Origin of the sequence: Xenophilus sp., assembly GCF_044462705.1 — a bacterium.
In the GTDB taxonomy this organism is placed as follows: Bacteria; Pseudomonadota; Gammaproteobacteria; order Burkholderiales; family Burkholderiaceae_C; genus Xenophilus; species Xenophilus azovorans.
Window position 1 is genome coordinate 1 of record NZ_JBIQNC010000023.1, and the last position, 18,862, is coordinate 18,862.

Consider the following 18,862-nt stretch of genomic DNA (forward strand, 5'->3'; position numbering starts at 1 on the left):
CCGAAGGAATTGGAGAGCGCGTGCCGCACCTCGCCGTGCGCCGGCGCCAGGCGGATCTGCGGGCCGCACACCGGATCCAGCGCGGTGCTGTTGACGGTGCCGGGCATCAGGCCGGTGTCCAGCGCCAGCAGGCTGATCACCGCCTCCACGATGCCGGCGGCGCCCAGCGTGTGGCCGGTGAAGCCCTTGGTCGAGCTGGCATGCGTGCGCGCCGGGAAGCGGCGCGCCACCAGCGCGGCCTCCACCTCGTCGTTCTTGGCGCTGGCGGTGCCGTGCAGGTTGATGTAGTCGATCGCGTCGGGCGCCAGGCCGGCGCGCGCCAGGGCGTCGTTCAGCGCCCGCTCGGCGCCGGCGCCCTCCGGGTGCGGGGTCGACATGTGGTGCGCGTCGCTGGCCTCGCCGTAGCCCAGCAGGCGCGGAGCGGCTGTGCTCGCGCCCGAGCCGCCGCCGGGCCGCCCCAAGGCGGCGAGCGCCCCCTCGGGGGGCAGCGAACCACGCGAAGCGGGGAGCGTGGGGGCAGTGGAAACGCGCTCCAGTAGCGCGAAGCCGGCCGCCTCGCCCAGGCTGATGCCGCCGCGCGCCACGTCGAAGGGGCGGCAGGGCTGGTCGGACACCAGTTCCAGCGAGTTGAAGCCGAACAGCACGCTGCCGCACAGCGTGTCCACGCCGCCGACCACCGCCGCGTCGGCCAGGCCCAGGCGGATCAGCCGCTCGGCTGAGGCGAACACCTTGGCGCTGGAGGAGCAGGCGGTGGACAGCGTCTCGTTCGGCCCGGCCAGGCCCAGCGCCTTCTGCACGAACAGGCCCAGCGAGTGGGTGGTGTGGATCTCGCTCCTGCGCATGGGCGCGGGCATGCGGCCCTCGGCGTCGAGCAGCGTGTAGGCCAGCTCCGTGTCGCCGATGCTGGAGGTGGAGGTGCCCATGACCACCGCCACCCGGCCGGCGCCGTAGCGCTCGCGCGCGGCCAGCGCCGCCTCCAGGAAGCCGTCGGCCCCCAGGCCGAGCCAGGCCAGGCGGTTGTTGCGGCAGTCCAGGTCGGCCAGCGCGGCCGGCAGCTGCACCGCCTCCACGCCGTCGACGCGGCCGATCCAGGTGGCCAGGCGCTGGCCGGCGGGTTCGCCGAAGTCGTTGGCGCGCAGGCCGCTGCGCGAGGCTTCGAGGCCCGAGCGCAGCGCGGCCTTGCCGACGCCCAGGGCGGTGGTGGCCGTGTAGGCCGTGACGGAAAGCGGGGGAATGGGCTGGGGCACGGTCGGAGTCCAGGGGTGGCGCGCGGGCTGGGAAAGTGCGGGCGTCCAAGCGTACCAGCCCCCGGCGGGCATGGTTTCAGGGCGGTTCGCCGCCGTCCGCCGGGCCGGCGCGGGCCTTCATGCGCGACGCCAGCGCCACCAGCACCAGCACCGGCACGCCCAGCGCGGCGGTGCTGGTGAAGAAGCTGCCGTAGCCGTGGGCGTCGACGAAGGCGCCCGAGTAGCCGGCCACGAACTTGGGCAGCAGCAGCATCATGGAGCTGAACAGGGCGTACTGCGTGGCCGAGTAGCTGATGTTGGTGAGGCTGGACAGGTAGGCGATGAAGGCCGCCGAGGCGATGCCGCCGGCCAGGTTGTCGGCCGAGACCACCGCCACCAGCGCCGTCAGGTCGTGCCCGCGGGTGCCCAGCCAGGCGAACAGCAGGTTGCTCGCGGCGCTGAGCACCGCGCCCAGCATCAGCACGCGCATCACGCCCAGGCGCATCGACAGCACCCCGCCGACGAAGGCGCCGGCCAGCGTCATCACCACGCCGTAGACCTTGCTCACGGTGGCGACCTCGTCCTTGGTGAAGCCCATGTCCACGTAGAAGGGGTTGGCCATGATGCCCATCACCACGTCGCTGATGCGGTAGACGGCGATCAGCGCCAGGATCAGCGCGGCCTGCCAGCGGTAGCGGCGGATGAAGTCGGCGAAGGGCTCGACGAGGGCGCTGCGCAGCCAGTCGGCCGGGCCCTTGGCGGGCGGCAGCGCGCGCCGCGCCGGCTCGGGCGAGAAGAGCACCGTCAGCACGCCCACCGCCATCGAGGCCGCCATCACCAGGTAGGCGGTGCGCCAGCCGGTGTTCTGGTAGCTGCCGTTGGTGGCCCCCTCGGCCCAGGCCGCCACCCACAGCACGCCGGCGCCGGCCCAGATCATCGCCAGGCGATAGCCCGTCTGGTAGGCCGCCGCCAGCGCCGCCTGCTTGCGCGCCTCGGCCGATTCGATGCGGAAGGCGTCCAGCGCGATGTCCTGCGTGGCCGAGCCGAAGGCCACCAGCAGCGCGCACCAGACCATGGGCTCGAGCCCGGCGCGCGGGTCGTTCACCGCCATGCCGGCCAGCCCGGCGATCACCATCGCCTGCGCCGCCAGCAGCCAGCCACGCCGGCGGCCCAGCAGCGAGGTGAGCGGCGGCAGCGGCAGGCGGTCCACCAGCGGCGCCCAGACCCACTTGAAGCCGTAGGCCAGGCCGACCCAACTCAGGTAGCCGATGGTGGCGCGGTCGATGCCGGCCTCGCGCAGGCGGAAGCTCAGCGTGCCCAGCACCAGCAGCAGCGGCAGGCCGGCCGAGAAGCCGAGCGCGAACATGCGCAGCGTCGCGGGTTCGAGGTAGACCTTCAGCGTTTCGCGCCAGGGCAGCGCGGCCGCCGCCGCATCCGGGTCGGCGCGGCGGTCGGCCGCCGTGTCGGCGGCAGGGCGGGAAGAAGCGGGCATGGGCGGCCATTCTCCCCGAGCGGGCGCCGGCCTTTGGCGGCCGCGCCTTGGGTTTTCGCATCCGCGGCCCTATCTTGCGCGCATGTGCCTGCGCTGTGCTTCGTCCCCGGACGCTTCCTCGCGCGCCGCCTCCGCCTCGCCGTGGCAGGCGCGACGCGCCTTCCTGCTCGCCGCGGCGGCAGCGGCGGCCACGCCCGCGCTGGCGCAGGTGGATGTCGGCAAGCCCTCGGCGACGCGCACCCTGGTGCCGGCCGAGACGCTGGAGCAGGCGGCCGTGCAGCAATACGGCCAACTGCTGCAGCAGGCCCGCGCCAAGCGCGTCCTGGCGGCCGACAGCGACCCGCGGCTGCAGAAGCTGCGCGGCATCGCCAGGAAGATGATCCCCTTCACCGAGAAGTGGAACGAGCGCGCCGCCGGCTGGACGTGGGAGGTCAACCTCATCGGCAGCCAGCAGGTCAACGCCTTCTGCATGCCGGGCGGCAAGATCGCCTTCTTCACCGGCATCCTCGACACGCTGAAACTCGGCGACGACGAGATCGCGATGGTCATGGGCCACGAGATGGCCCACGCCCTGCGCGAGCATGCGCGCGAGCGCCTCGCCAAGACGACCGGGACCAGCGCCGCGCTGCGCATCGGCGCCTCGCTGCTGGGGCTGGGCGACTGGGGCGACCTGGCCGCGCGCGGCGGCGCGCAGGCGCTGGCGCTCAAGTTCAGCCGCGACGACGAAAGGGAGGCCGACCTGGTCGGGCTGGAACTGGCCGCCCGCGCCGGCTACGACCCCAGGGCCTCCATCAGCCTGTGGACCAAGATGGGCCAGGTAGGCAACGCCCGGGGCACGCCCGGCGCGCTGAGCTTCCTGTCCACCCACCCCACGGGGCCGGACCGCATCAAGCGGCTCGAAGCCAACGTGCCCAAGGTCGAGGGCCTGTACCGCGCCGCCATGGGCCGCGGTTGACGAGCACCCGCGCGCGCCGCGGGATTGCCGCAGTGCCGTCATGCGCGGCGGCTAGGATGAGCCCCTTCTCCTGCGCTGCGGCGGCCGGGCACCATGGCCCGCGTGCGGCCCGCGGCGTGCCGATTGCAGTCGGCGCACCCTTGTTCGTCTTCCTGTCATGGCCGCCCTCATCCGCGAACAGACCCTCGGCGAAGAGATCGCCAACGCCATCAGCCACGGGCTGGGCTGCCTGCTGGCGATCGCGTCGCTGCCCATCCTGGTGCACCACGCCGCGCTGCGCGGCGACCCGACGCAGGTCGTGGCGGCCAGCGTGTTCGCTGGCACGGCCATCCTGCTGTACCTCGTCTCCACGCTGTACCACGCGCTGCCGGCCGGCCGCGCCAAGGTCTGGTTCAACCGGCTCGACCATGCGTCGATCTACCTCTTCATCGCCGGCAGCTACATGCCCTTCGTGCTGGGCGTGCTCAAGGGCGCCTGGGGCTGGTCGCTGTTCGCCGTCGTCTGGGCCGCCGCGGCGCTGGGCGTGGGCGCCAAGCTGCTCGACCGGCTGCAGCACCCGCTGTGGTCCACCGGCCTGTACGTGGCCATGGGCTGGGTGGCGGTGGTGGCGGCGGTGCCGCTGGTCGAGCGCATGTCCGCGGCGGGGCTGTGGTGGCTGCTGGCCGGCGGCATCGCCTACACGATCGGCGCGATCGTGTTCCTGCTCGATGCGCGGGTGCGCTACGCGCACTTCGTGTGGCACCTGTTCGTGCTGGGCGGGAGCACCTGCCACTTCTTTGCGGCGCTGTGGCATTCGGCCGCCTGAGCGCCGCTTTTCACTGCGCCATTGCCCACCCCGCTGCCGCCGCCAGCGCCACGACCAGTGCGGGCGACAGGCGGCCCAGGAGCAGCAGGCCGAAGGTGGCCAGGGCCAGCGCGAAGTCGGCCCGCGTCTGGACGGCGCTGGTGAACACCGGATCGTAGAGGGTGGCGCCGAGAAGGCCGACCACGGCTGCGTTGATGCCGGCCATCGCATGCTGCACCTTCGCCTGGCCGCGCAGCAACTGCCAGAAAGGCAGGGCGCCGCACAGGAGCAGCAGGCCCGGGACGAAGATGACCACCAGCAGCCCGAGCCCGCCCGCCCAGCCGCCGAAGGGCGCGGGCATGACGGTGCCCAGGTAGGCCGCGAAGGAGAACAGCGGCCCCGGCACCGCCTGGGCCGCGCCGTAGCCGGCCAGGAAGGATTCGGTCGACATCCACTGTGGCACCACCCCGGCCTGCAGCAGGGGAAGCACCACGTGCCCGCCTCCGAAGACCAGCGCCCCCGCCTTGTAGACGGTGCCGACGATGGGCCAGGCGCTGCCGGGCGCCGCCAGGCCCAGCAGCGGCAGGCCGGCCAGCAGGGCGCCGAAGAGGGTCAGCAGGGCGACGCCCATCCGCCGCGAGATGCCGAAGTCCATCGGTGGCGGGCGCGCGTTCGAAGGGGGCAGCCGCAGAAGCCAGCGGCCGGCGGCGGCGCCCAGCAGGATGGCTGCGACCTGGCCGGCCGAGGACGGCACCGCCAGCGCCGCCAGGGCCGCGCCGATGGCGATGGCCGCGCGCGGCCGGTCGGGGCACAGCGAGCGGGCCATGCCGAGCACGGCCTGCGCGACGATGGCCACCGCCGCCACCTTCAGTCCATGGACGGCGCCCGAGTCCGCCAGCGCCGTCCACCGGGCCACGCCCAGCGCGAAGAGGATCAGGGCGACGGCCGACGGCAGCGTGAAGCCGCACCAGGCCGCCAGCGCGCCGCGCCACCCGGCGCGGCCCCAGCCGAGGGCGAAGCCCACCTTGCTGCTTGCCGGACCGGGCAGGAACTGGCACAGCGCCACCAGGTCGGAATAGCTCGCGTCGTCCAGCCACTGCCGCCGTTGCACGAACTCCGTGCGGAAGTAGCCCAAGTGCGCGGCCGGGCCGCCGAAGCAGGTCAGGCCCAGCTTGAGGAAGGCGCGCAGCACCTCAAGCGCGTCGCCGCTGCGGCGCAGTCCGTGCGGGTGGGGCGCGGCGGTCGCCTGCGGGGTATCTGTCGTCAAAGGGCTTGCTTTTGCTCCGGGGCGGGCCTGCATTGTGCGGCGCCGGCCGGCCGCCGACGCGGCGCGGGCCGCCCGAACCTCCTCAGCGCTGCTGCCCCCAGCGCCGCACGGTCACCCGCTCCAGCGTGGCGAAGCCCAGGCTCTCCACCGCCAGCCCGATCAGCACCACCAGCGCCAGTCCGGCGAACACGCGGTCGGTGTACAGCTCGTTGCGGTTCTGGAAGATGTACCACCCCAGCCCGCCCCGGCCGGAGCTGGCACCGAAGACGAGCTCGGCCGCGATGAGGGTGCGCCAGGCGAAGGCCCAGCCGATCTTCAGGCCCGACAGGATGGCAGGCAGCGCGGCGGGCACGAGGATCTGCAGCACGTAGCGCAGGCCCGTCAGCCCGTAGTTGCGGCCGGCCATGCGCAGCGTCTCGGGCACGCCCTGGAAGCCTGCGTAGGTGTTCAGCGCCAGCGGCCACAGCACCGAGTGGATGAGCACGAAGACCAGGCTGCCCTGGCCCAGGCCGAACCACAGCAGCGCCAGCGGCAGCAGCGCGATGGCCGGCAGCGGGTTGAACATCGAGGTCAGGGTGCCCAGCAGGTCGCGGCCGATCCGGGTGGACACGGCCAGGGTGGTGAGCGCGAAGGCGAGCCCCACGCCGGCCGCGTAGCCCTTGAGCAGCACCGACAGCGAGATGGCGGTCTTGCCCACCAGCTCGCCGCTGGCGATGCCCTGCGCCAGCGCCTGCGCGGTGGCGCCGAAGGTGGGCAGCAGCAGGTCGTTGTCCTGCCAGCGCGCGAGCAGTTCCCACAGCAGCGCCAGCACGGCGAGGATCAGGCCCTTGCGCAGCCAGCCCTGCGACCACAGGCGCGTCGCCCACGGCAGCGGGCGCTCGACGGCGGTGCCGGTCCAGGGCGCCAGCGGACGTTCGTATTCGGGCCGTACCGGTGGCGCCGCGGCACCGGTTGGCAGTACGGCGCTCATGTGGAAACCCTCCGTCCTGCGGACTGCGGGTGCGAGCGCCTTCGGAGCGGCCGGGCGGCGCTCATTGCGTTGCCCCTTCGTGCTCGAACAGCAGCCGGTGGATGCGCTGCGCCGTGGCCTGGAAGGCGTCACTGCCCAGGCTCGCGAGGTCGAAGGCATGGCTGTTGATCTCGGCTCGCATGCGGCCCGGGTGCGGCGACAGCAGCGCGATGCGGCTGCCGACCACCAGCGCCTCCTCGATCGAGTGTGTGACGAAGAGCAGGGTGAAGCGAACTTCGTCCCACAGCGCGAGCAGTTCTTCCTGCATGCGCCGGCGCGTGAGCGCATCGAGGGCGGCGAAGGGTTCGTCCATCAGCAGCACGCGCGGCTGCATGGCCAGCGCCCGGGCGATGGCCACGCGCTGCTTCATGCCACCCGAGAGCTGGTGCGGATGGACGTCGGCGAACTTCGCCAGGCCCACGCGGTCCAGCCAGTGCAGGGCGCGCGCCTCGGCCTCCCTGCGGCCCAGGCTGCGCGAGGCCAGCAGCGGAAACATCACGTTCTGCTTGACCGTCTTCCACGGCGGCAACTGGTCGAACTCCTGGAAGACGACGATGCGGTCCGGCCCCGGGCCGCGCACCGCTCGGCCGTCCAGGCGCACCTCGCCCTCCACCGGCGGGATGAAGCCGGCCACCGCCTTGAGCAGCGTGCTCTTGCCGCAGCCCGAGGGGCCGAGCAGCACGAAGCGCTCGGCCGCATGCACGTCGAAGCTCACGCGGTGGGTGGCGCGCACCACGCGCTCGGGCGTTCGGTACTCCAGGCTCAGGTCTTGCACTTCCAGCAGCGGTGCGGCGGCATGCGCCTGCGCTGCCGGAGCGGCGGGCGCGGGCTGGTGGACGCGGGAAACGAGGGCCGGCGCTGCTGCTGCGCGCAGCACGACCGTGGCGGAGGTGGACATGGCGGCGCGGCGCTTTGTCGTTCAGTTGGCGGCGGCGCCGATCACGTCGTCGAAGAAATAGTCCTTCACCGATTGCGGCGCGTTCTTGATGGCGCCCACGCGGTGCATGAACTGGCCCAGCACCAGCGTGTTTTGCGGCTCGGTCTTGAACTGCACCTCGGGGTTCCTGATGATGTTCAGCAGCAGCGCGCGGTCGGTCTTCGCCCCCGTCACCTTCAGGTAGATGTCGGCGGCCTGCTCCGGCTGGGCTCGGATGAACGCCGCCGCCTCGTCCAGCGCGGCGACGAAGGCCTTGTAGGTCTTCGGGTTCTCGGCGCGGAACTTCTCGGTGGCGTACAGCACGGTGGCCGACGAGGGGCCGCCCAGCACGTCGTAGGACTTCAGCACGATGCGCGCGTTGGGGTTGCCCGCCAGCTCCTGCTCCTGGAAGGGCGGGTTGCCGAAGTGGGCCGTGATCTCGGTGCCGCCCTTGATGATGGCGGCCGCCGCGTCGGGGTGCGGCAGCGCGACGCTGATCCTGTCGAGCTTCGCGTATTCCTTGTCGCCCCAGAGTTTGGCCGAGGCCAGCTGCAGCACGCGCGACTGCACCGACACGCCCACGGCGGGCAGCGCGATGCGGTCCTTGTCGGTGAAGTCGGCGATCGACTTGACGTTCGGGTTGTTGGTGACGAGGTAGTAGGGGAAGTTGCCCAGCGAGGCCACGCCCTTGACGTTCTGGCGGCCCTTGGTGCGGTCCCACAGCGTGAACAGCGGCCCCACGCCGGCGCCGGCGATGTCGATGCTGCCGGAGAGCAGGGCGTCGTTCACCGCCGAGCCGCCCGAGAGCTGCACGAACTCCACCTTGGCGTCCACGCCGGCGGCCCTGGCGTGCTTCTCGATCAGCTTCTGTTCCTGCGCCACGTTGAGCAGCAGGTAGACGATGCCGAACTGCTGGGCGATGCGGATCTGCCCTTCGGCATGGGCGGCGAGCGAGGCGGTGGCGAGGCCGAGGGCGGCGGCGAGGGCCGCGGCGCGGCGGGTGACGGATTTCATGGCGAAGGTCTTGGGTGGAAATGAGAAGTGAAGGGCGCTTCATGCGGAGAGACGTTTGATCCTCGAACACCGTTCGGGCTGAGCTTGTCGAAGCCTCGCGCCGCGCTTCGACAGGCTCAGCGTGAACGGAAGAGGTGGAGCCCGGTCAGAACGGCGCATCGCCCTCGATGGTCGTGCGGTACAGCTTGCGCGGCAGGTGGTCGGGCGTGCCGGCCGCCAGGTGCATCACCGAGCGGTTGTCCCAGAACACCAGGTCGTGCGGCTGCCACCGGTGGCGGTAGAGGAAGGCCGGCTGCGTGCTCAGCGCGAACAGCTCGTCCAGCACCGCCCGGCTCTCGTCCTCGGGCAGGCCGACGATGCGCGTCGTGAAGTGCTCGCTGACGAACAGCGCCTTGCGGCCCGTCTCGGGGTGCGTGCGCACCACGGGATGCACGGTGGGCTTCACTTCCTCCAGTTGCGCCGGCGTGAGCGCGGGCCGCCACGGGCTGCGCGCGCGCAGCTCCTCGTATTTCGCCAGGTAGCTGTGCTCGGCGCGAAGCCCGGCGATCGCCGTCTTCAGCGCCTCGGGCAGCGCGTCGTAGGCGGCGTGCTGGTCGGCGAACAGCGTGTCGCCGCCCTCGGCGGGCAGGATCTGCGCGTGCAGCAGCGAGCCGAGGCTGGGCCTGTCCTTGTACGAGAGGTCCGAGTGCCAGAAGTGGCCGGCATCGCCCAGGCCGATCGGCTCGCCGTTCTCCTTGATGTTCGAGACGATCAGCACCTCCGGGTGGCCGGCGAGCTGGAACTTCTTCTGCACGTGGACCTGCAGCGGGCCGAAGCGGCGGCTGAAGGCCACCTGCTGCGCGGGCGTGATGCGCTGGTCGCGGAACACGACGACGTGATGCGCGAGGTGCGCGCGGTGCAGGCGATCGAAGTCGGCCGGTGCCAGTGGGCGGGACAGGTCGAGGCCCAGCACCTCGGCCGCGAAGCTGCCGGGCAGGGGGCGGATCTCGAAGTCCTGCGCGCCGGAAGGTGCGGGCGGGGCCGTGGGGAAAGCGGACATGCAGTGCGTGAATCGGGTCGAAGCGTCGCACTCTAGGCAAGGCGCCGCGGCAAGGGAACGAACGATTCGTCGGGTGCAAACAACCAAATCATCTAAGGCGGCGGGCGCCGTTGCTCATGCGGATTCGTTCCAACGCGGCGCGCCGCGGCTGCCTAGCATCGGCCTGCCTTTTTCCTTCATGCATCCCGAGGAGCCCGACGTGTCCGCCCCATTCCATCCCGACAGCATCGACACCCGTTTCGGCGAGCTGCGCATCCGCCGCGTCGCCGGGCACATCGGCGGCGAAGTGCTCGACCTGAAGATCGGGCCGGACCTCTCGCCGGAACTGTTCGCGCAGCTCAACGCCGCGCTGCTGGCGCACAAGGTGCTGTTCTTCCGCGGCCAGTCGCAGCTGGACGACGAGGCCCACCAGGCCTTCGGCGAGCGCTTCGGCCGCATCGTTGCGCACCCCACGGTGCCGGCGCCCGGCGGCACCAAGCTGTTCGAGCTGGACGCCTCCAGGGGCGGCGGCCGTGCCGACTCCTGGCACACCGACGTGACCTTCGTCGATGCCTTTCCCAAGATCTCGATCCTGCGCGGCGTGACCATCCCGGCCTACGGCGGCGACACCGTGTGGGCCAACACCGCCCGCGCCTACGAGCGCCTGCCCGAGCCGCTCAAGCGCCTGGCGGAGCAGCTGTGGGCGGTGCACAGCAACGACTACGACTACGGCGCCGACCGCACCGAGATCTCGAAGGAGCGCCTGCGCCACCACAACGAGGTGTTCGTCTCCGCCGTGTACGAGGCCGAGCACCCGCTGGTGCACGTGCATCCCGAGACGGGCGAGCGCGCGCTGCTGCTGGGCCACTTCATCCAGAAGATCGTCGGCCTGGCGAGCACCGAGTCGCAGCGCCTGTTCGAGCTGCTGCAGGCGCGCGCCATCCGGCTGGAGAACACCGTGCGCTGGCAGTGGCGGCAGGACGACGTGGCGATCTGGGACAACCGCGCCACGCAGCACTACGCGGTGAACGACTACGGCGACCAGCCGCGCGTGGTGCGCCGCGTGACGGTGCACGGCGAGCCTGCCGTGTCGGTGGACGGCCGGCGCAGCCGCACGCGCCGCCGGCCCGAGGCCAGCAACGACGCGCAGATCGACGCCCTGATCGCCACCACGGCATGAGGACACCGCACGCCATGACTGCTTCCCAACCCACCCGCCGCCACCTGCTGGCCGCCGGCGCCGCCGTCGGCGCCTCCGCCCTGCTGCCGCGCCAGGCGCCCGCGCAGGGCGGCGCGAAGAAGTTCCAGGGCGTGACGCTGAACGTCTCCACCTTCAGTGCCGCCTACCCCAAGCTGTTGCAGCAGTGGCTGCCCGAGTTCGAGGCCGCCACCGGCGCCAGGGTGAACTACGACGCGCCCAGCTTCCCGGTCTACAACCAGCGCGCCGACCTGGAGCTGTCCACCCGCGGCGCCGCGTACGACGTGGTCAACGTCACCTTCATCTACTCCAGCCGCTGGATCAACTCCGGCTGGCTCACGCCGCTGGACGACTACATCCGGAACCCCAACCTCACCGCCGCCGACTTCGACATCGACGACTTCCTGGCCGGCGCACGCGCGCCGGAGACCGGGCGCGACGGCAAGCTCTACGGCGTGCCTTGGACGGCCGAGGCGCTGCTCACCGCGTCGTCGCGCTTCGATCTCGTGCAGCAGGCCGGCCTTCAGTTTCCCGACACCACCGACGACCTGGTGAAGGTGCTGCGCGCCGTGAACAAGAAAGAGCGCGTGGCCGGCTTCGTGGCCGACAACCACTACGGCTGGACCTTCGTTCCCTACCTGCACGCCTTCGGCGGCGACGTGTTCCGCAAGGCGCCCGACGACCTCTTCCCCACGCTGGACACGCCCGAGGCGGTGGCCGCGGCCGACTACTACGCCCACCTGCTCAAGGAGTTCGGCCCCGACGGCGCCATCACCTACCAGCCCGACCAGGTGACGCAGGCGCTCAAGCAGGGCCGCGTGAACTTCACCGACTCGGGCCAGCTCCACCTGGCGCAGCTCGGCGACCCGGCCACCAGCAAGACGGTGAAGACCGTGAAGTTCGGCCTCGTGCCCAAGGGGCCGGCCGGGCGCTTCCCGGGCACGGCGGTGCACGGGCTGGGCATTCCCGCCGGCTCGAAGAACAAGGAGGCGGCCTGGGCCTTCATCCAGTGGGCGCTGTCGAAGCAGACCACCCGCCGCGCGGTGGCCGCGGGCTACGGCTCGCCGGCACGGCGCAGCGACATCGACTCCAGGGTCTTCCGCGACAAGCAGGTCATCAACGGCAGCGACCTGGCGCAGCTCGCGCTGGACTCGATCGAGCTGGCCTCGCGCACCGGGCACATGAAGTACCGCACCGTGGCCGTCTACCCGCAGGTGGACCAGCAGCTCAACAAGGCCATCGCCCTCATCGCCAGCGGGCAGGCCAACGCGAAGCAGGCGATGCAGCAGGCGCAGGCCCAGTCCATCGCCGAGCTCAAGCGCGCCGGCCTGAGCCTGTAGCCCGATGGCATCCGTCCTCGCCACGCCGGCGGGCGGCTGGCAGGCCGAGCGGCGCCGCGCCTTCGCCTTCGGGCTGGCGCCGGCGCTGGCCGTGCTGCTCGTCATCACGCTGCTGCCGGCCGCCGCGCTGCTGGTGGGCAGCCTCACGCCGCTGTCGCTCACCGATCCGGCGGGCACCTTCCGCTTCGACGACCCGCTGGTCAACTACCGCCACCTGCTGGAGGACGAGCGCTTCCTCGGCTCCATCGGCACGCAGCTCCAACTGTCGGTGGCCAGCGTGGCGCTGCAGCTCGGCGTCGGCCTGGGCCTGGCGCTGCTGCTGGACGGCCGCTCGGCCGTGCTGCGCGCCACGCGCACCGCGTTCCTCGTGCCGATGGTGCTGCCGCCCATCGTGGTGGCGCTGATCTGGAAGATCATCTACACGCCCGACGTCAGCCCCGTGCACCGCGCGCTGGAGGCCGCCGGCTGGCCGGTGCGCTCGCTCATCGCCAACCCCGACACGGCGCTGTGGGCCATCGCCTTCGCCGACACCTGGCAGTGGTTCCCCTTCACGCTGCTGATGGTGCTGGCCGCGCTGCAGACGCTGCCGGCCGACCCGGTGGAGGCGGCCAGCCTGGACGGCGCCAACCGCTGGCAGCTCTTCCGCTACATCGTCTTCCCGCACATCCGGCCGGTGCTGGTGGTGTGCGGCCTGTTCCGGCTGATCGACAGCTTCAAGGCCTTCCCGCTGATCTACGTGCTGACCGACGGCGGGCCGGGCAACGTCACCGAGGTCACCAACTACTACGGCTTCATCCAGGCCTTCAACTTCTCGTACTGGGGCTACGGCAGCGCGATCGCGATGGTGATCCTGGCCGGCGTGTTCCTGCTGAGCTGGGGCGTCGGGAAGCTGGGATGGAACACCCATGAGCACACTGACCGCTGAAGCCCCCGTCGTCCTGTCCGCGCCGGCGGAAGCCGTCGCCGAGCGCCGCCGGCGCCCGGGCTGGCTGCGCCGCCACGGCCGCGCGCTGGCGGCCCTGGCCGTGCTGGCGGTGGTGATGTTCCCCTTCCTCTGGCTGGTGCAGCTGGCCTTCCGCCCGGCGGCCGAGATCTTCGACGACGCGCTGCTGTTCACGCCCACGCTGGAGGGCTTCGCCAGCCTGCTGCAGGGCAACTTCCTGCGCTCGTTCTGGAACAGCCTGGCGGTGAGTACCCTGTCCACCGTGCTGTCGCTGGCCATCGGCGTGCCGGCGGCCTACGCGCTCACGCGCTGGCGCTTCCGCGGCCGGCGGCAGGTGGCGCTGTGGATCCTGGTCACGCGCATGGCGCCACCGATCGCCTTCACCATCCCCTTCTTCCTGGCCTTCCGCTGGCTCGGCCTGCAGGACACGCTGGTCGGCCTCGCGCTGGTGTACCTCACCTTCAACCTCGCCATCGTCATCTGGCTGATGCAGACCTTCTTCGAGGCGGTGCCGCCGGCGCTGGAAGAGGCAGCGTACATCGACGGCTGCGGCGTGTGGCAGGCCTTCTGGCGCATCGCGCTGCCGCTGACGGCGCCGGGCCTGGCGGCCACGGCGGTGCTGTGCTTCATCTTCTCCTGGAACGACTTCTTCTACGCCCTCATCCTCACCCGCACCCAGGCCGTCACCGCGCCGGTGGCCATCGTCAACTTCCTGCAGTACGAGGGCTGGGAGTGGGCCAAGATCGCCGCCGCCGGCACGCTGGTGGCGCTGCCGGTGGTGGTGTTCACGGTGCTGGTGCGCGGCTACCTCGTGCGCGGCCTCACCGCCGGCGGCGTGAAAGACTGAACACACCCATGTCATCCCTGCAACTGCACCAGATCGTCAAGCACTACGGCGCCGCGCCGGTCATCCACGGCGTGGACATCGACATCGCCGACGGCGAGTTCGTCGCGCTGGTCGGCCCCTCGGGCTGCGGCAAGAGCACGCTGCTGCGCGCCATCGCCGGGCTGGAGGACATCAGCGGCGGCGAGATCCGCCTGGGCGGCCGCGTCATCAACGACGTGGCGCCGCGCGAGCGCAACATCGCGATGGTGTTCCAGAACTACGCGCTCTACCCGCACATGACGGTGCGCGACAACCTGGCCTTCGCCCTGAAACTGCAGGGCGTGGACAAGGCGCAGATCGCGCGCCGGGTGGAGGAGGTGGCCGAGGTGCTGGGCCTGGCCGCGCTGCTGGAGCGCCTGCCGCGCCAGCTCTCGGGCGGCCAGCGCCAGCGCGTGGCGATGGGCCGCGCCATCGTGCGCCGGCCCGAGGCCTTCCTGTTCGACGAGCCGCTGTCCAACCTGGACGCCAAGCTGCGCGTGCAGATGCGCACCGAGATCCGCGCGCTGCACCAGCGCCTGGGCACCACCACCATCTACGTCACGCACGACCAGGTCGAGGCCATGACCATGGCCGACCGCATCGTGGTGCTCAAGGACGGGCGCGTGGAGCAGATCGGCACGCCGCTGGAACTCTACGACCGGCCGCGTAACGCCTTCGTCGCCGGCTTCATCGGCTCGCCGGCGATGAACTTCATCCCCGGCCGGCTGGCGCTGGCGGACGGTGCGCGCGTGGTGCTGACCGACGACGGGCTGGCGCTCCCCCTGCCGCAGCCGCCGGCCGCGCCGGAGGGCACGCGCGTGCTCTACGGCGCGCGGCCGGAGCACTTCGCGCTCGACCGCGGCGAGGGCCTGCCGGCCGAGGTGGTGGTGGTCGAGCCCACCGGCGCCGAGACGCAGGTGGCGCTGCGGCTCGGGCATGCCGGCGGGCAGCTCATCGTGGCGGCGTTCCGCGAGCGCCTGGCGCTGCGCCCCGGCGAGCGGCTGTCGCTGCGCCCGCAGGCGGCCCATGCGCACCTGTTCGACGCCGACAGCGGCGCCCGCCTGAGCTGACGGGCACGGGACGCGTTGCGCTTCAAGCTACAGCGCCGTCCACCGCCTCGCGCGTGAGCGTGGGCGCGAAGGCCTCGATGAAGGCGTACACGTAGTTGCGCAGGAAGCTGCCGCGCCGCACCGCCAGCCGCGTGTGGTTGATGCCGAACAGCGCGCCGGCATCCACGGCGCGCAGCCGCGTGTCGCGCTCGGCCTCGAAGGCCACGCCGGCGACGATGCCCACGCCCATGCCCAGCTCCACGTAGGTCTTGATGACGTCGGCGTCCATCGCCGCCAGCGCGATGTCGGCCGCCAGCCCGGCGCGGGCGAAGGCCTCGTCGATGCGCGTGCGGCCGGTGAAGCCGGCGTCGTAGGTGATGAGCGGGTGGCGCGCCAGCGCCTCCAGGCTCAGCGGGGCGCGCAGCACCGGGTGGTCGGGCGGCGCGATCACCGCGTGCGTCCAGCGGTAGCACGGCAGGGCCGCCAGCTGCGGGTAGTCGGCCAGTGCCTCGGTGGCGATGCCCACGTCGGCCTCGCCCTCGATCAGCATCTGCGCGACCTGCCGCGGCGAGCCCTGGTGCAGGTGCAGCCGCACGCCGGGGAACTGGCGGCGGAAGTCCTGCACCGCCTCGGGCAGCGCGTAGCGCGCCTGCGTGTGCGTGGCCGCGATGGACAGCCGCCCGCTGTGCTGCGCCGCGAACTCCTCGCCGGCCAGCCGCAGGTTGCGGCTCTCCATCAGCACCCGCTCGACGATGGGCAGCACGTGGCGGCCCGGCTCCGTCAGCCCGGTCAGCCGCTTGCCGGCGCGCACGAACAGCGCGATGCCCAGCTCGTCCTCCAGTTCGCGGATCTGCCGGCTCACGCCGGGCTGGGAGGTGTGCAGCACCTGGGCCGCCTCGGTGAGGTTGAAGCCGCAGCGCGCGGCCTCGCGCACCGAGCGAAGCTGTTGGAAATTCATGGGCGGGCCATTGTGCGGAGGCGCCCGGCGCAAGGGAACGATCGTTTCGTTGGTTCCTCATGAGCCGGACATCTTTGGCGCCGGCCGGTCCGGCGCCTCAGGTGCCGCCGACGTAGGGGTTGCCCTGCCGCTCCCGTCCGAAGGTGCTTTCGGGCCCGTGGCCGGGGATGAACACCGTCCCGTCGCCCATCGGCCACAGCCGCTGCACGATGCTGTCGATCAACTGCTGGTGGCTGCCGCCGGGGAAGTCCGTGCGGCCGATGCTGCCGGCGAACAGCACGTCGCCGACGAAGGCGCGCTGCGCGCCGGGCGAATGGAAGACCACGTGCCCCGGCGTGTGGCCCGGGCAGTGGCGCACCGCCAGCGTCTCCTCGCCCAGCGTGACGGTGTCGCCGTCGTGCAGCCAGCGCGTGGGCGTGAAGGGCTCGGCCGGCGCGAAGCCGAACATGCGGCTCTGCTCGGCCAGGCCGTCGATCCAGAACTGGTCGCCCGGGTGCGGGCCGACGATCGGCAGCGCCAGCCGCCGCGCCAGCTCGCCGGCGCCGCCGGCATGGTCGATGTGGGCATGGGTGAGCCAGATCGCCTCCAGCGTCACGCCCAGCACGCGGGCCGCCTCCACGATGCGGTCCAGCTCGCCGCCGGGGTCGATCACCGCGCCCTTCATCGTCCGGTCGCACCAGACGATGGAGCAGTTCTGCTGGAAAGGGGTGACGGGCAGGGTGCGGTAGCGCAGCATGTCTTCAGGTGGTCGGAGGCATCGGGGATGCCTTGAAATGTATCTCATAGTGGACATTTCAGATGAAATGAACATAATGAGAAACACAATGCCTGCCCCCAGCCCGCCCCTGACGCCTGATTCGGCCCGCTCGCTGCAGCAGCTCGGCCATGCCTTGCGCAGCCGCCGCAAGGCCTTGCGGGTCAATGCCGTCTCGGCGGCCGAGGCCGCGCACCTGTCCCGCGTCACCCTGCACCGCATCGAAAAGGGCGAGGCCTCCGTCACCGCGGGGGCGTATGCGCAGGCCGGGTCGGTGCTCGGGCTGGCGCTGGCCTGGGTGCCGGCCGCCGGCGAGGCGGCCGCTGCGCCGGCGCCCCGGCGCAAGGGCTGGCTGCCCGCCCGCGTGTCGCTGGCCGACTATCCGGTTCTGCGGCAGCTCGCGTGGCACGTCACGGGCGACCGGCCGTTGACGCCGCGCGAGGCCCTGGCCATCTACGAACGCCATGCGCACCATCCGTGGCCCGAAGACATGACGCCCGGGGAGCAGGACCTCCTCGACGCCCTGCGCCTGGCCCTGGCCGATCCTTCCGCGGCCCCCGATGTTTGAGCGGCCCCACCACCGGCGCATCGGCCGCGTGCTGCGGTCGCTGGACGGCGCCGTGCTCCGCGCGCATGCCTGCCTGTTCGGCGGCGGCACCGCCATCGCGCTGCGCTTCGGCGAGTACCGGGAATCGGTCGACATGGACTTCCTCGTCTCCGACCTCGCGGCCTACCAGCAGCTGCGGCTGGCGCTCACCGGCACCCACGGGCTGGCGGTCCTCCAGCGGCCCGGCGCCGCGCCCCTCGAGCGCGCCGGCGACATCCGTGCCGACCGTTACGGCATCCGCGCGCGCATCCTGGTGGACGGCCAGCCCATCAAGTTCGAGATCGTCCACGAAGGACGCATCCTCCTGGCACCGCCGGGCACCGCGGACGACCTGTGCGGCGTGCCCATGCTCACCGTGCTCGACATGGCGGCGAGCAAGCTGCTGGCCAACTCCGACCGCTGGGCCGACGACGGCGTGTTCAGCCGCGACCTGATCGACCTCGCCATGATGCAGCCGCCCCTGCGCCTGCTGCGGCAGGCGCTGGCCAAGGCCGAGGCCGCCTATGGCGAGGCCGCGCCGCGCGACCTCGCGCGCGCCATCGACGGCATGCGCCAGCGTCCGGGCTGGCTGGTCCGCTGCATGCAGATGATGGACGTGCGCTGCACGCCGTCCGAGCTGTGGCAGCGCATCCGCGCGCTGCGCCGCGTCCTCGTCAGACCGTGAAGTCGTAGTCCACCGTGATCGGCGCGTGGTCGCTGAACTTGATGGTCTTGAAGATGTGCTCGCTGCGCGCCAGCTCGGCCAGCGCCGGGGTGGCCAGGTGGTAGTCCAGGCGCCAGCCCACGTTCTTGGCGTAGGCCTGGCCGCGGTTGCTCCACCACGTGTAGCAGGCATCGGTGGTGTCGGGCTGCAGCCGGCGGTACACGTCCACCAGGCCCGCGCCTTCGGCACCGGCGTCGAGCAGGCGCGTCATCCAGGCGCGCTCCTCGGGCAGGAAGCCGCTGTTCTTCTGGTTGCTCTTCCAGTTCTTCAGGTCGGCCTCCCTGTGGGCGATGTTGATGTCGCCGCACAGGATGAACTCGCGCTCCTTCTTCAGCTGCACCAGGTGCGGGAAGAAGCCCGCCAGGAAGCGGTACTTGGCCGCCTGCCGCTCCTCGCCCGAGCTGCCGCTGGGGAAGTAGCAGCTGATGATCGAGAGCCTGCGCGCCGGCGTGTCGAAGCGCAGTTCCAGGTAGCGGCCCTCGGCGTCGAACTCCCGGTCGCCCCAGCCGACCACCACCTCGGTGGGTTCGTGCTTCGTGTAGATCGCCGTGCCGGCGTAGCCCTTCTTCTCCGCGAAGTGGAAGTGGCCCGTGAGGCCCGCCATCTCCTCGAAGCGGCCCTGCACGTCGCTGGCCGAGACGCGGATCTCCTGCATGCAAATACAATCCGGCGCCGTTTCGGCGACCCAGTCGGCCACCCCCTTGGTGGCCGCCGAGCGCAGGCCGTTGAGATTGAGGCTGGTGAGTTTGAACACGTGCGAGGGA

At 71.8% G+C, this 18,862-nt stretch carries 19 protein-coding genes; 9 read left to right on the forward strand and 10 right to left on the reverse strand.

Annotated features, from left to right (window positions below; all coding sequences use genetic code 11):
• Both ACIY1X_RS06305 and ACIY1X_RS06310 read right to left on the reverse strand, forming a co-directional pair.
• Window positions 1-1,247 (reverse strand): beta-ketoacyl-ACP synthase (locus ACIY1X_RS06305; RefSeq protein ID WP_399679020.1); only part of this gene is annotated, 1,247 nt, incomplete at its 3' end.
• Window positions 1,248-1,323: 76 nt separating this feature from the next.
• The gene (locus ACIY1X_RS06310; RefSeq protein ID WP_399679022.1) at window positions 1,324-2,718 is read right to left on the reverse strand and encodes an AmpG family muropeptide MFS transporter; all 1,395 of its coding nucleotides are present in this window, start codon (window positions 2,716-2,718) and stop codon (window positions 1,324-1,326) included.
• Between the two features lie 82 nt (window positions 2,719-2,800).
• Here ACIY1X_RS06310 and ACIY1X_RS06315 point away from each other — a divergent pair, with 82 nt between their 5' ends.
• Both ACIY1X_RS06315 and ACIY1X_RS06320 read left to right on the forward strand, forming a co-directional pair.
• Window positions 2,801-3,673 carry a M48 family metallopeptidase gene (locus ACIY1X_RS06315; protein ID WP_399679024.1) on the forward strand — a complete coding sequence of 291 codons (873 nt, stop codon included), beginning with the start codon at window positions 2,801-2,803 and terminating at the stop codon, window positions 3,671-3,673.
• Between the two features lie 157 nt (window positions 3,674-3,830).
• Window positions 3,831-4,478 (forward strand): hemolysin III family protein, encoded by a 648-nt coding sequence (locus tag ACIY1X_RS06320; RefSeq protein WP_399679025.1) that lies wholly within the window; start codon window positions 3,831-3,833, stop codon window positions 4,476-4,478.
• 10 nt (window positions 4,479-4,488) lie between these two features.
• On the opposite strand, the gene chrA is transcribed toward ACIY1X_RS06320, so the two are convergent.
• The 5 genes from chrA to ACIY1X_RS06345 form a co-directional block, all read right to left on the reverse strand.
• Window positions 4,489-5,724, reverse strand: coding sequence for a chromate efflux transporter (gene chrA, locus ACIY1X_RS06325; RefSeq protein ID WP_399679027.1), 1,236 nt, complete (start codon window positions 5,722-5,724; stop codon window positions 4,489-4,491).
• A gap of 82 nt (window positions 5,725-5,806) precedes the next feature.
• Complete coding sequence (locus tag ACIY1X_RS06330) at window positions 5,807-6,694, reverse strand: ABC transporter permease (protein ID WP_399679029.1); 888 nt, start codon at window positions 6,692-6,694, stop codon at window positions 5,807-5,809.
• A gap of 61 nt (window positions 6,695-6,755) precedes the next feature.
• The gene (locus ACIY1X_RS06335; protein WP_399679031.1) at window positions 6,756-7,631 is read right to left on the reverse strand and encodes an ABC transporter ATP-binding protein; all 876 of its coding nucleotides are present in this window, start codon (window positions 7,629-7,631) and stop codon (window positions 6,756-6,758) included.
• Between the two features lie 21 nt (window positions 7,632-7,652).
• Window positions 7,653-8,663, reverse strand: coding sequence for an ABC transporter substrate-binding protein (locus ACIY1X_RS06340; RefSeq protein ID WP_399679033.1), 1,011 nt, complete (start codon window positions 8,661-8,663; stop codon window positions 7,653-7,655).
• Between the two features lie 145 nt (window positions 8,664-8,808).
• Window positions 8,809-9,702 carry a TauD/TfdA dioxygenase family protein gene (locus tag ACIY1X_RS06345; RefSeq protein WP_399679036.1) on the reverse strand — a complete coding sequence of 298 codons (894 nt, stop codon included), beginning with the start codon at window positions 9,700-9,702 and terminating at the stop codon, window positions 8,809-8,811.
• 178 nt (window positions 9,703-9,880) lie between these two features.
• Here ACIY1X_RS06345 and ACIY1X_RS06350 point away from each other — a divergent pair, with 178 nt between their 5' ends.
• From ACIY1X_RS06350 to ACIY1X_RS06370, 5 genes are read left to right on the forward strand one after another with little or no spacing between them, the layout of a single operon-like run.
• Window positions 9,881-10,861 (forward strand): TauD/TfdA dioxygenase family protein, encoded by a 981-nt coding sequence (locus ACIY1X_RS06350; protein WP_399679038.1) that lies wholly within the window; start codon window positions 9,881-9,883, stop codon window positions 10,859-10,861.
• 14 nt (window positions 10,862-10,875) lie between these two features.
• Window positions 10,876-12,219, forward strand: a complete 1,344-nt coding sequence (locus tag ACIY1X_RS06355; protein ID WP_399679040.1) for an ABC transporter substrate-binding protein — start codon at window positions 10,876-10,878, stop codon at window positions 12,217-12,219.
• 4 nt (window positions 12,220-12,223) lie between these two features.
• Window positions 12,224-13,144 (forward strand): carbohydrate ABC transporter permease, encoded by a 921-nt coding sequence (locus tag ACIY1X_RS06360; RefSeq protein WP_399679042.1) that lies wholly within the window; start codon window positions 12,224-12,226, stop codon window positions 13,142-13,144.
• Window positions 13,125-14,009, forward strand: a complete 885-nt coding sequence (locus ACIY1X_RS06365) for a carbohydrate ABC transporter permease (RefSeq protein WP_399679044.1) — start codon at window positions 13,125-13,127, stop codon at window positions 14,007-14,009. The genes ACIY1X_RS06360 and ACIY1X_RS06365 overlap by 20 nt, the downstream gene beginning before the upstream one ends.
• An 8-nt stretch (window positions 14,010-14,017) precedes the next feature.
• Window positions 14,018-15,097: an ABC transporter ATP-binding protein gene (locus tag ACIY1X_RS06370; RefSeq protein ID WP_399679047.1), complete on the forward strand. Its 1,080-nt coding sequence runs from the start codon at window positions 14,018-14,020 to the stop codon at window positions 15,095-15,097.
• A 22-nt stretch (window positions 15,098-15,119) separates the two neighbouring features.
• Here ACIY1X_RS06370 and ACIY1X_RS06375 read toward each other — a convergent pair whose 3' ends face one another.
• Window positions 15,120-16,034 (reverse strand): CysB family HTH-type transcriptional regulator, encoded by a 915-nt coding sequence (locus ACIY1X_RS06375; RefSeq protein ID WP_399679049.1) that lies wholly within the window; start codon window positions 16,032-16,034, stop codon window positions 15,120-15,122.
• A 97-nt stretch (window positions 16,035-16,131) separates the two neighbouring features.
• The gene (locus tag ACIY1X_RS06380; protein ID WP_399679052.1) at window positions 16,132-16,770 is read right to left on the reverse strand and encodes an MBL fold metallo-hydrolase; all 639 of its coding nucleotides are present in this window, start codon (window positions 16,768-16,770) and stop codon (window positions 16,132-16,134) included.
• An 88-nt stretch (window positions 16,771-16,858) separates the two neighbouring features.
• Between ACIY1X_RS06380 and ACIY1X_RS06385 the strand changes: the two genes are divergently transcribed.
• Entirely contained in the window at window positions 16,859-17,356 is a 498-nt protein-coding gene (locus tag ACIY1X_RS06385; protein ID WP_399679055.1) for a helix-turn-helix domain-containing protein, read from the forward strand.
• A complete protein-coding gene (locus ACIY1X_RS06390; protein ID WP_399679057.1) occupies window positions 17,349-18,059 on the forward strand; it encodes a nucleotidyl transferase AbiEii/AbiGii toxin family protein in 711 nt (236 codons plus the stop codon). The genes ACIY1X_RS06385 and ACIY1X_RS06390 overlap by 8 nt, the downstream gene beginning before the upstream one ends.
• On the opposite strand, the gene ACIY1X_RS06395 is transcribed toward ACIY1X_RS06390, so the two are convergent.
• The gene (locus ACIY1X_RS06395) at window positions 18,049-18,852 is read right to left on the reverse strand and encodes an exodeoxyribonuclease III (protein ID WP_399679059.1); all 804 of its coding nucleotides are present in this window, start codon (window positions 18,850-18,852) and stop codon (window positions 18,049-18,051) included. The genes ACIY1X_RS06390 and ACIY1X_RS06395 overlap by 11 nt on opposite strands.
• Window positions 18,853-18,862 lie beyond the last annotated feature (10 nt).

What these genes read in the sequence shown, in the direction of transcription:
- ACIY1X_RS06390 (WP_399679057.1), top strand. Translation starts at nt 17,349, where the DNA reads ATGTTTGAGCGGCCCCACCACCGGCGCATCGGCCGCGTGCTGCGGTCG.
- ACIY1X_RS06335 (WP_399679031.1), bottom strand. Translation starts at nt 7,631, where the DNA reads ATGTCCACCTCCGCCACGGTCGTGCTGCGCGCAGCAGCAGCGCCGGCC.
- ACIY1X_RS06320 (WP_399679025.1), top strand. Translation starts at nt 3,831, where the DNA reads ATGGCCGCCCTCATCCGCGAACAGACCCTCGGCGAAGAGATCGCCAAC.
- ACIY1X_RS06355 (WP_399679040.1), top strand. Translation starts at nt 10,876, where the DNA reads ATGACTGCTTCCCAACCCACCCGCCGCCACCTGCTGGCCGCCGGCGCC.
- ACIY1X_RS06370 (WP_399679047.1), top strand. Translation starts at nt 14,018, where the DNA reads ATGTCATCCCTGCAACTGCACCAGATCGTCAAGCACTACGGCGCCGCG.
- ACIY1X_RS06330 (WP_399679029.1), bottom strand. Translation starts at nt 6,694, where the DNA reads ATGAGCGCCGTACTGCCAACCGGTGCCGCGGCGCCACCGGTACGGCCC.
- ACIY1X_RS06375 (WP_399679049.1), bottom strand. Translation starts at nt 16,034, where the DNA reads ATGAATTTCCAACAGCTTCGCTCGGTGCGCGAGGCCGCGCGCTGCGGC.
- ACIY1X_RS06345 (WP_399679036.1), bottom strand. Translation starts at nt 9,702, where the DNA reads ATGTCCGCTTTCCCCACGGCCCCGCCCGCACCTTCCGGCGCGCAGGAC.
- ACIY1X_RS06310 (WP_399679022.1), bottom strand. Translation starts at nt 2,718, where the DNA reads ATGCCCGCTTCTTCCCGCCCTGCCGCCGACACGGCGGCCGACCGCCGC.
- ACIY1X_RS06385 (WP_399679055.1), top strand. Translation starts at nt 16,859, where the DNA reads ATGCCTGCCCCCAGCCCGCCCCTGACGCCTGATTCGGCCCGCTCGCTG.
- ACIY1X_RS06365 (WP_399679044.1), top strand. Translation starts at nt 13,125, where the DNA reads ATGAGCACACTGACCGCTGAAGCCCCCGTCGTCCTGTCCGCGCCGGCG.
- ACIY1X_RS06380 (WP_399679052.1), bottom strand. Translation starts at nt 16,770, where the DNA reads ATGCTGCGCTACCGCACCCTGCCCGTCACCCCTTTCCAGCAGAACTGC.
- ACIY1X_RS06340 (WP_399679033.1), bottom strand. Translation starts at nt 8,663, where the DNA reads ATGAAATCCGTCACCCGCCGCGCCGCGGCCCTCGCCGCCGCCCTCGGC.
- ACIY1X_RS06315 (WP_399679024.1), top strand. Translation starts at nt 2,801, where the DNA reads ATGTGCCTGCGCTGTGCTTCGTCCCCGGACGCTTCCTCGCGCGCCGCC.
- ACIY1X_RS06350 (WP_399679038.1), top strand. Translation starts at nt 9,881, where the DNA reads ATGCATCCCGAGGAGCCCGACGTGTCCGCCCCATTCCATCCCGACAGC.
- ACIY1X_RS06360 (WP_399679042.1), top strand. Translation starts at nt 12,224, where the DNA reads ATGGCATCCGTCCTCGCCACGCCGGCGGGCGGCTGGCAGGCCGAGCGG.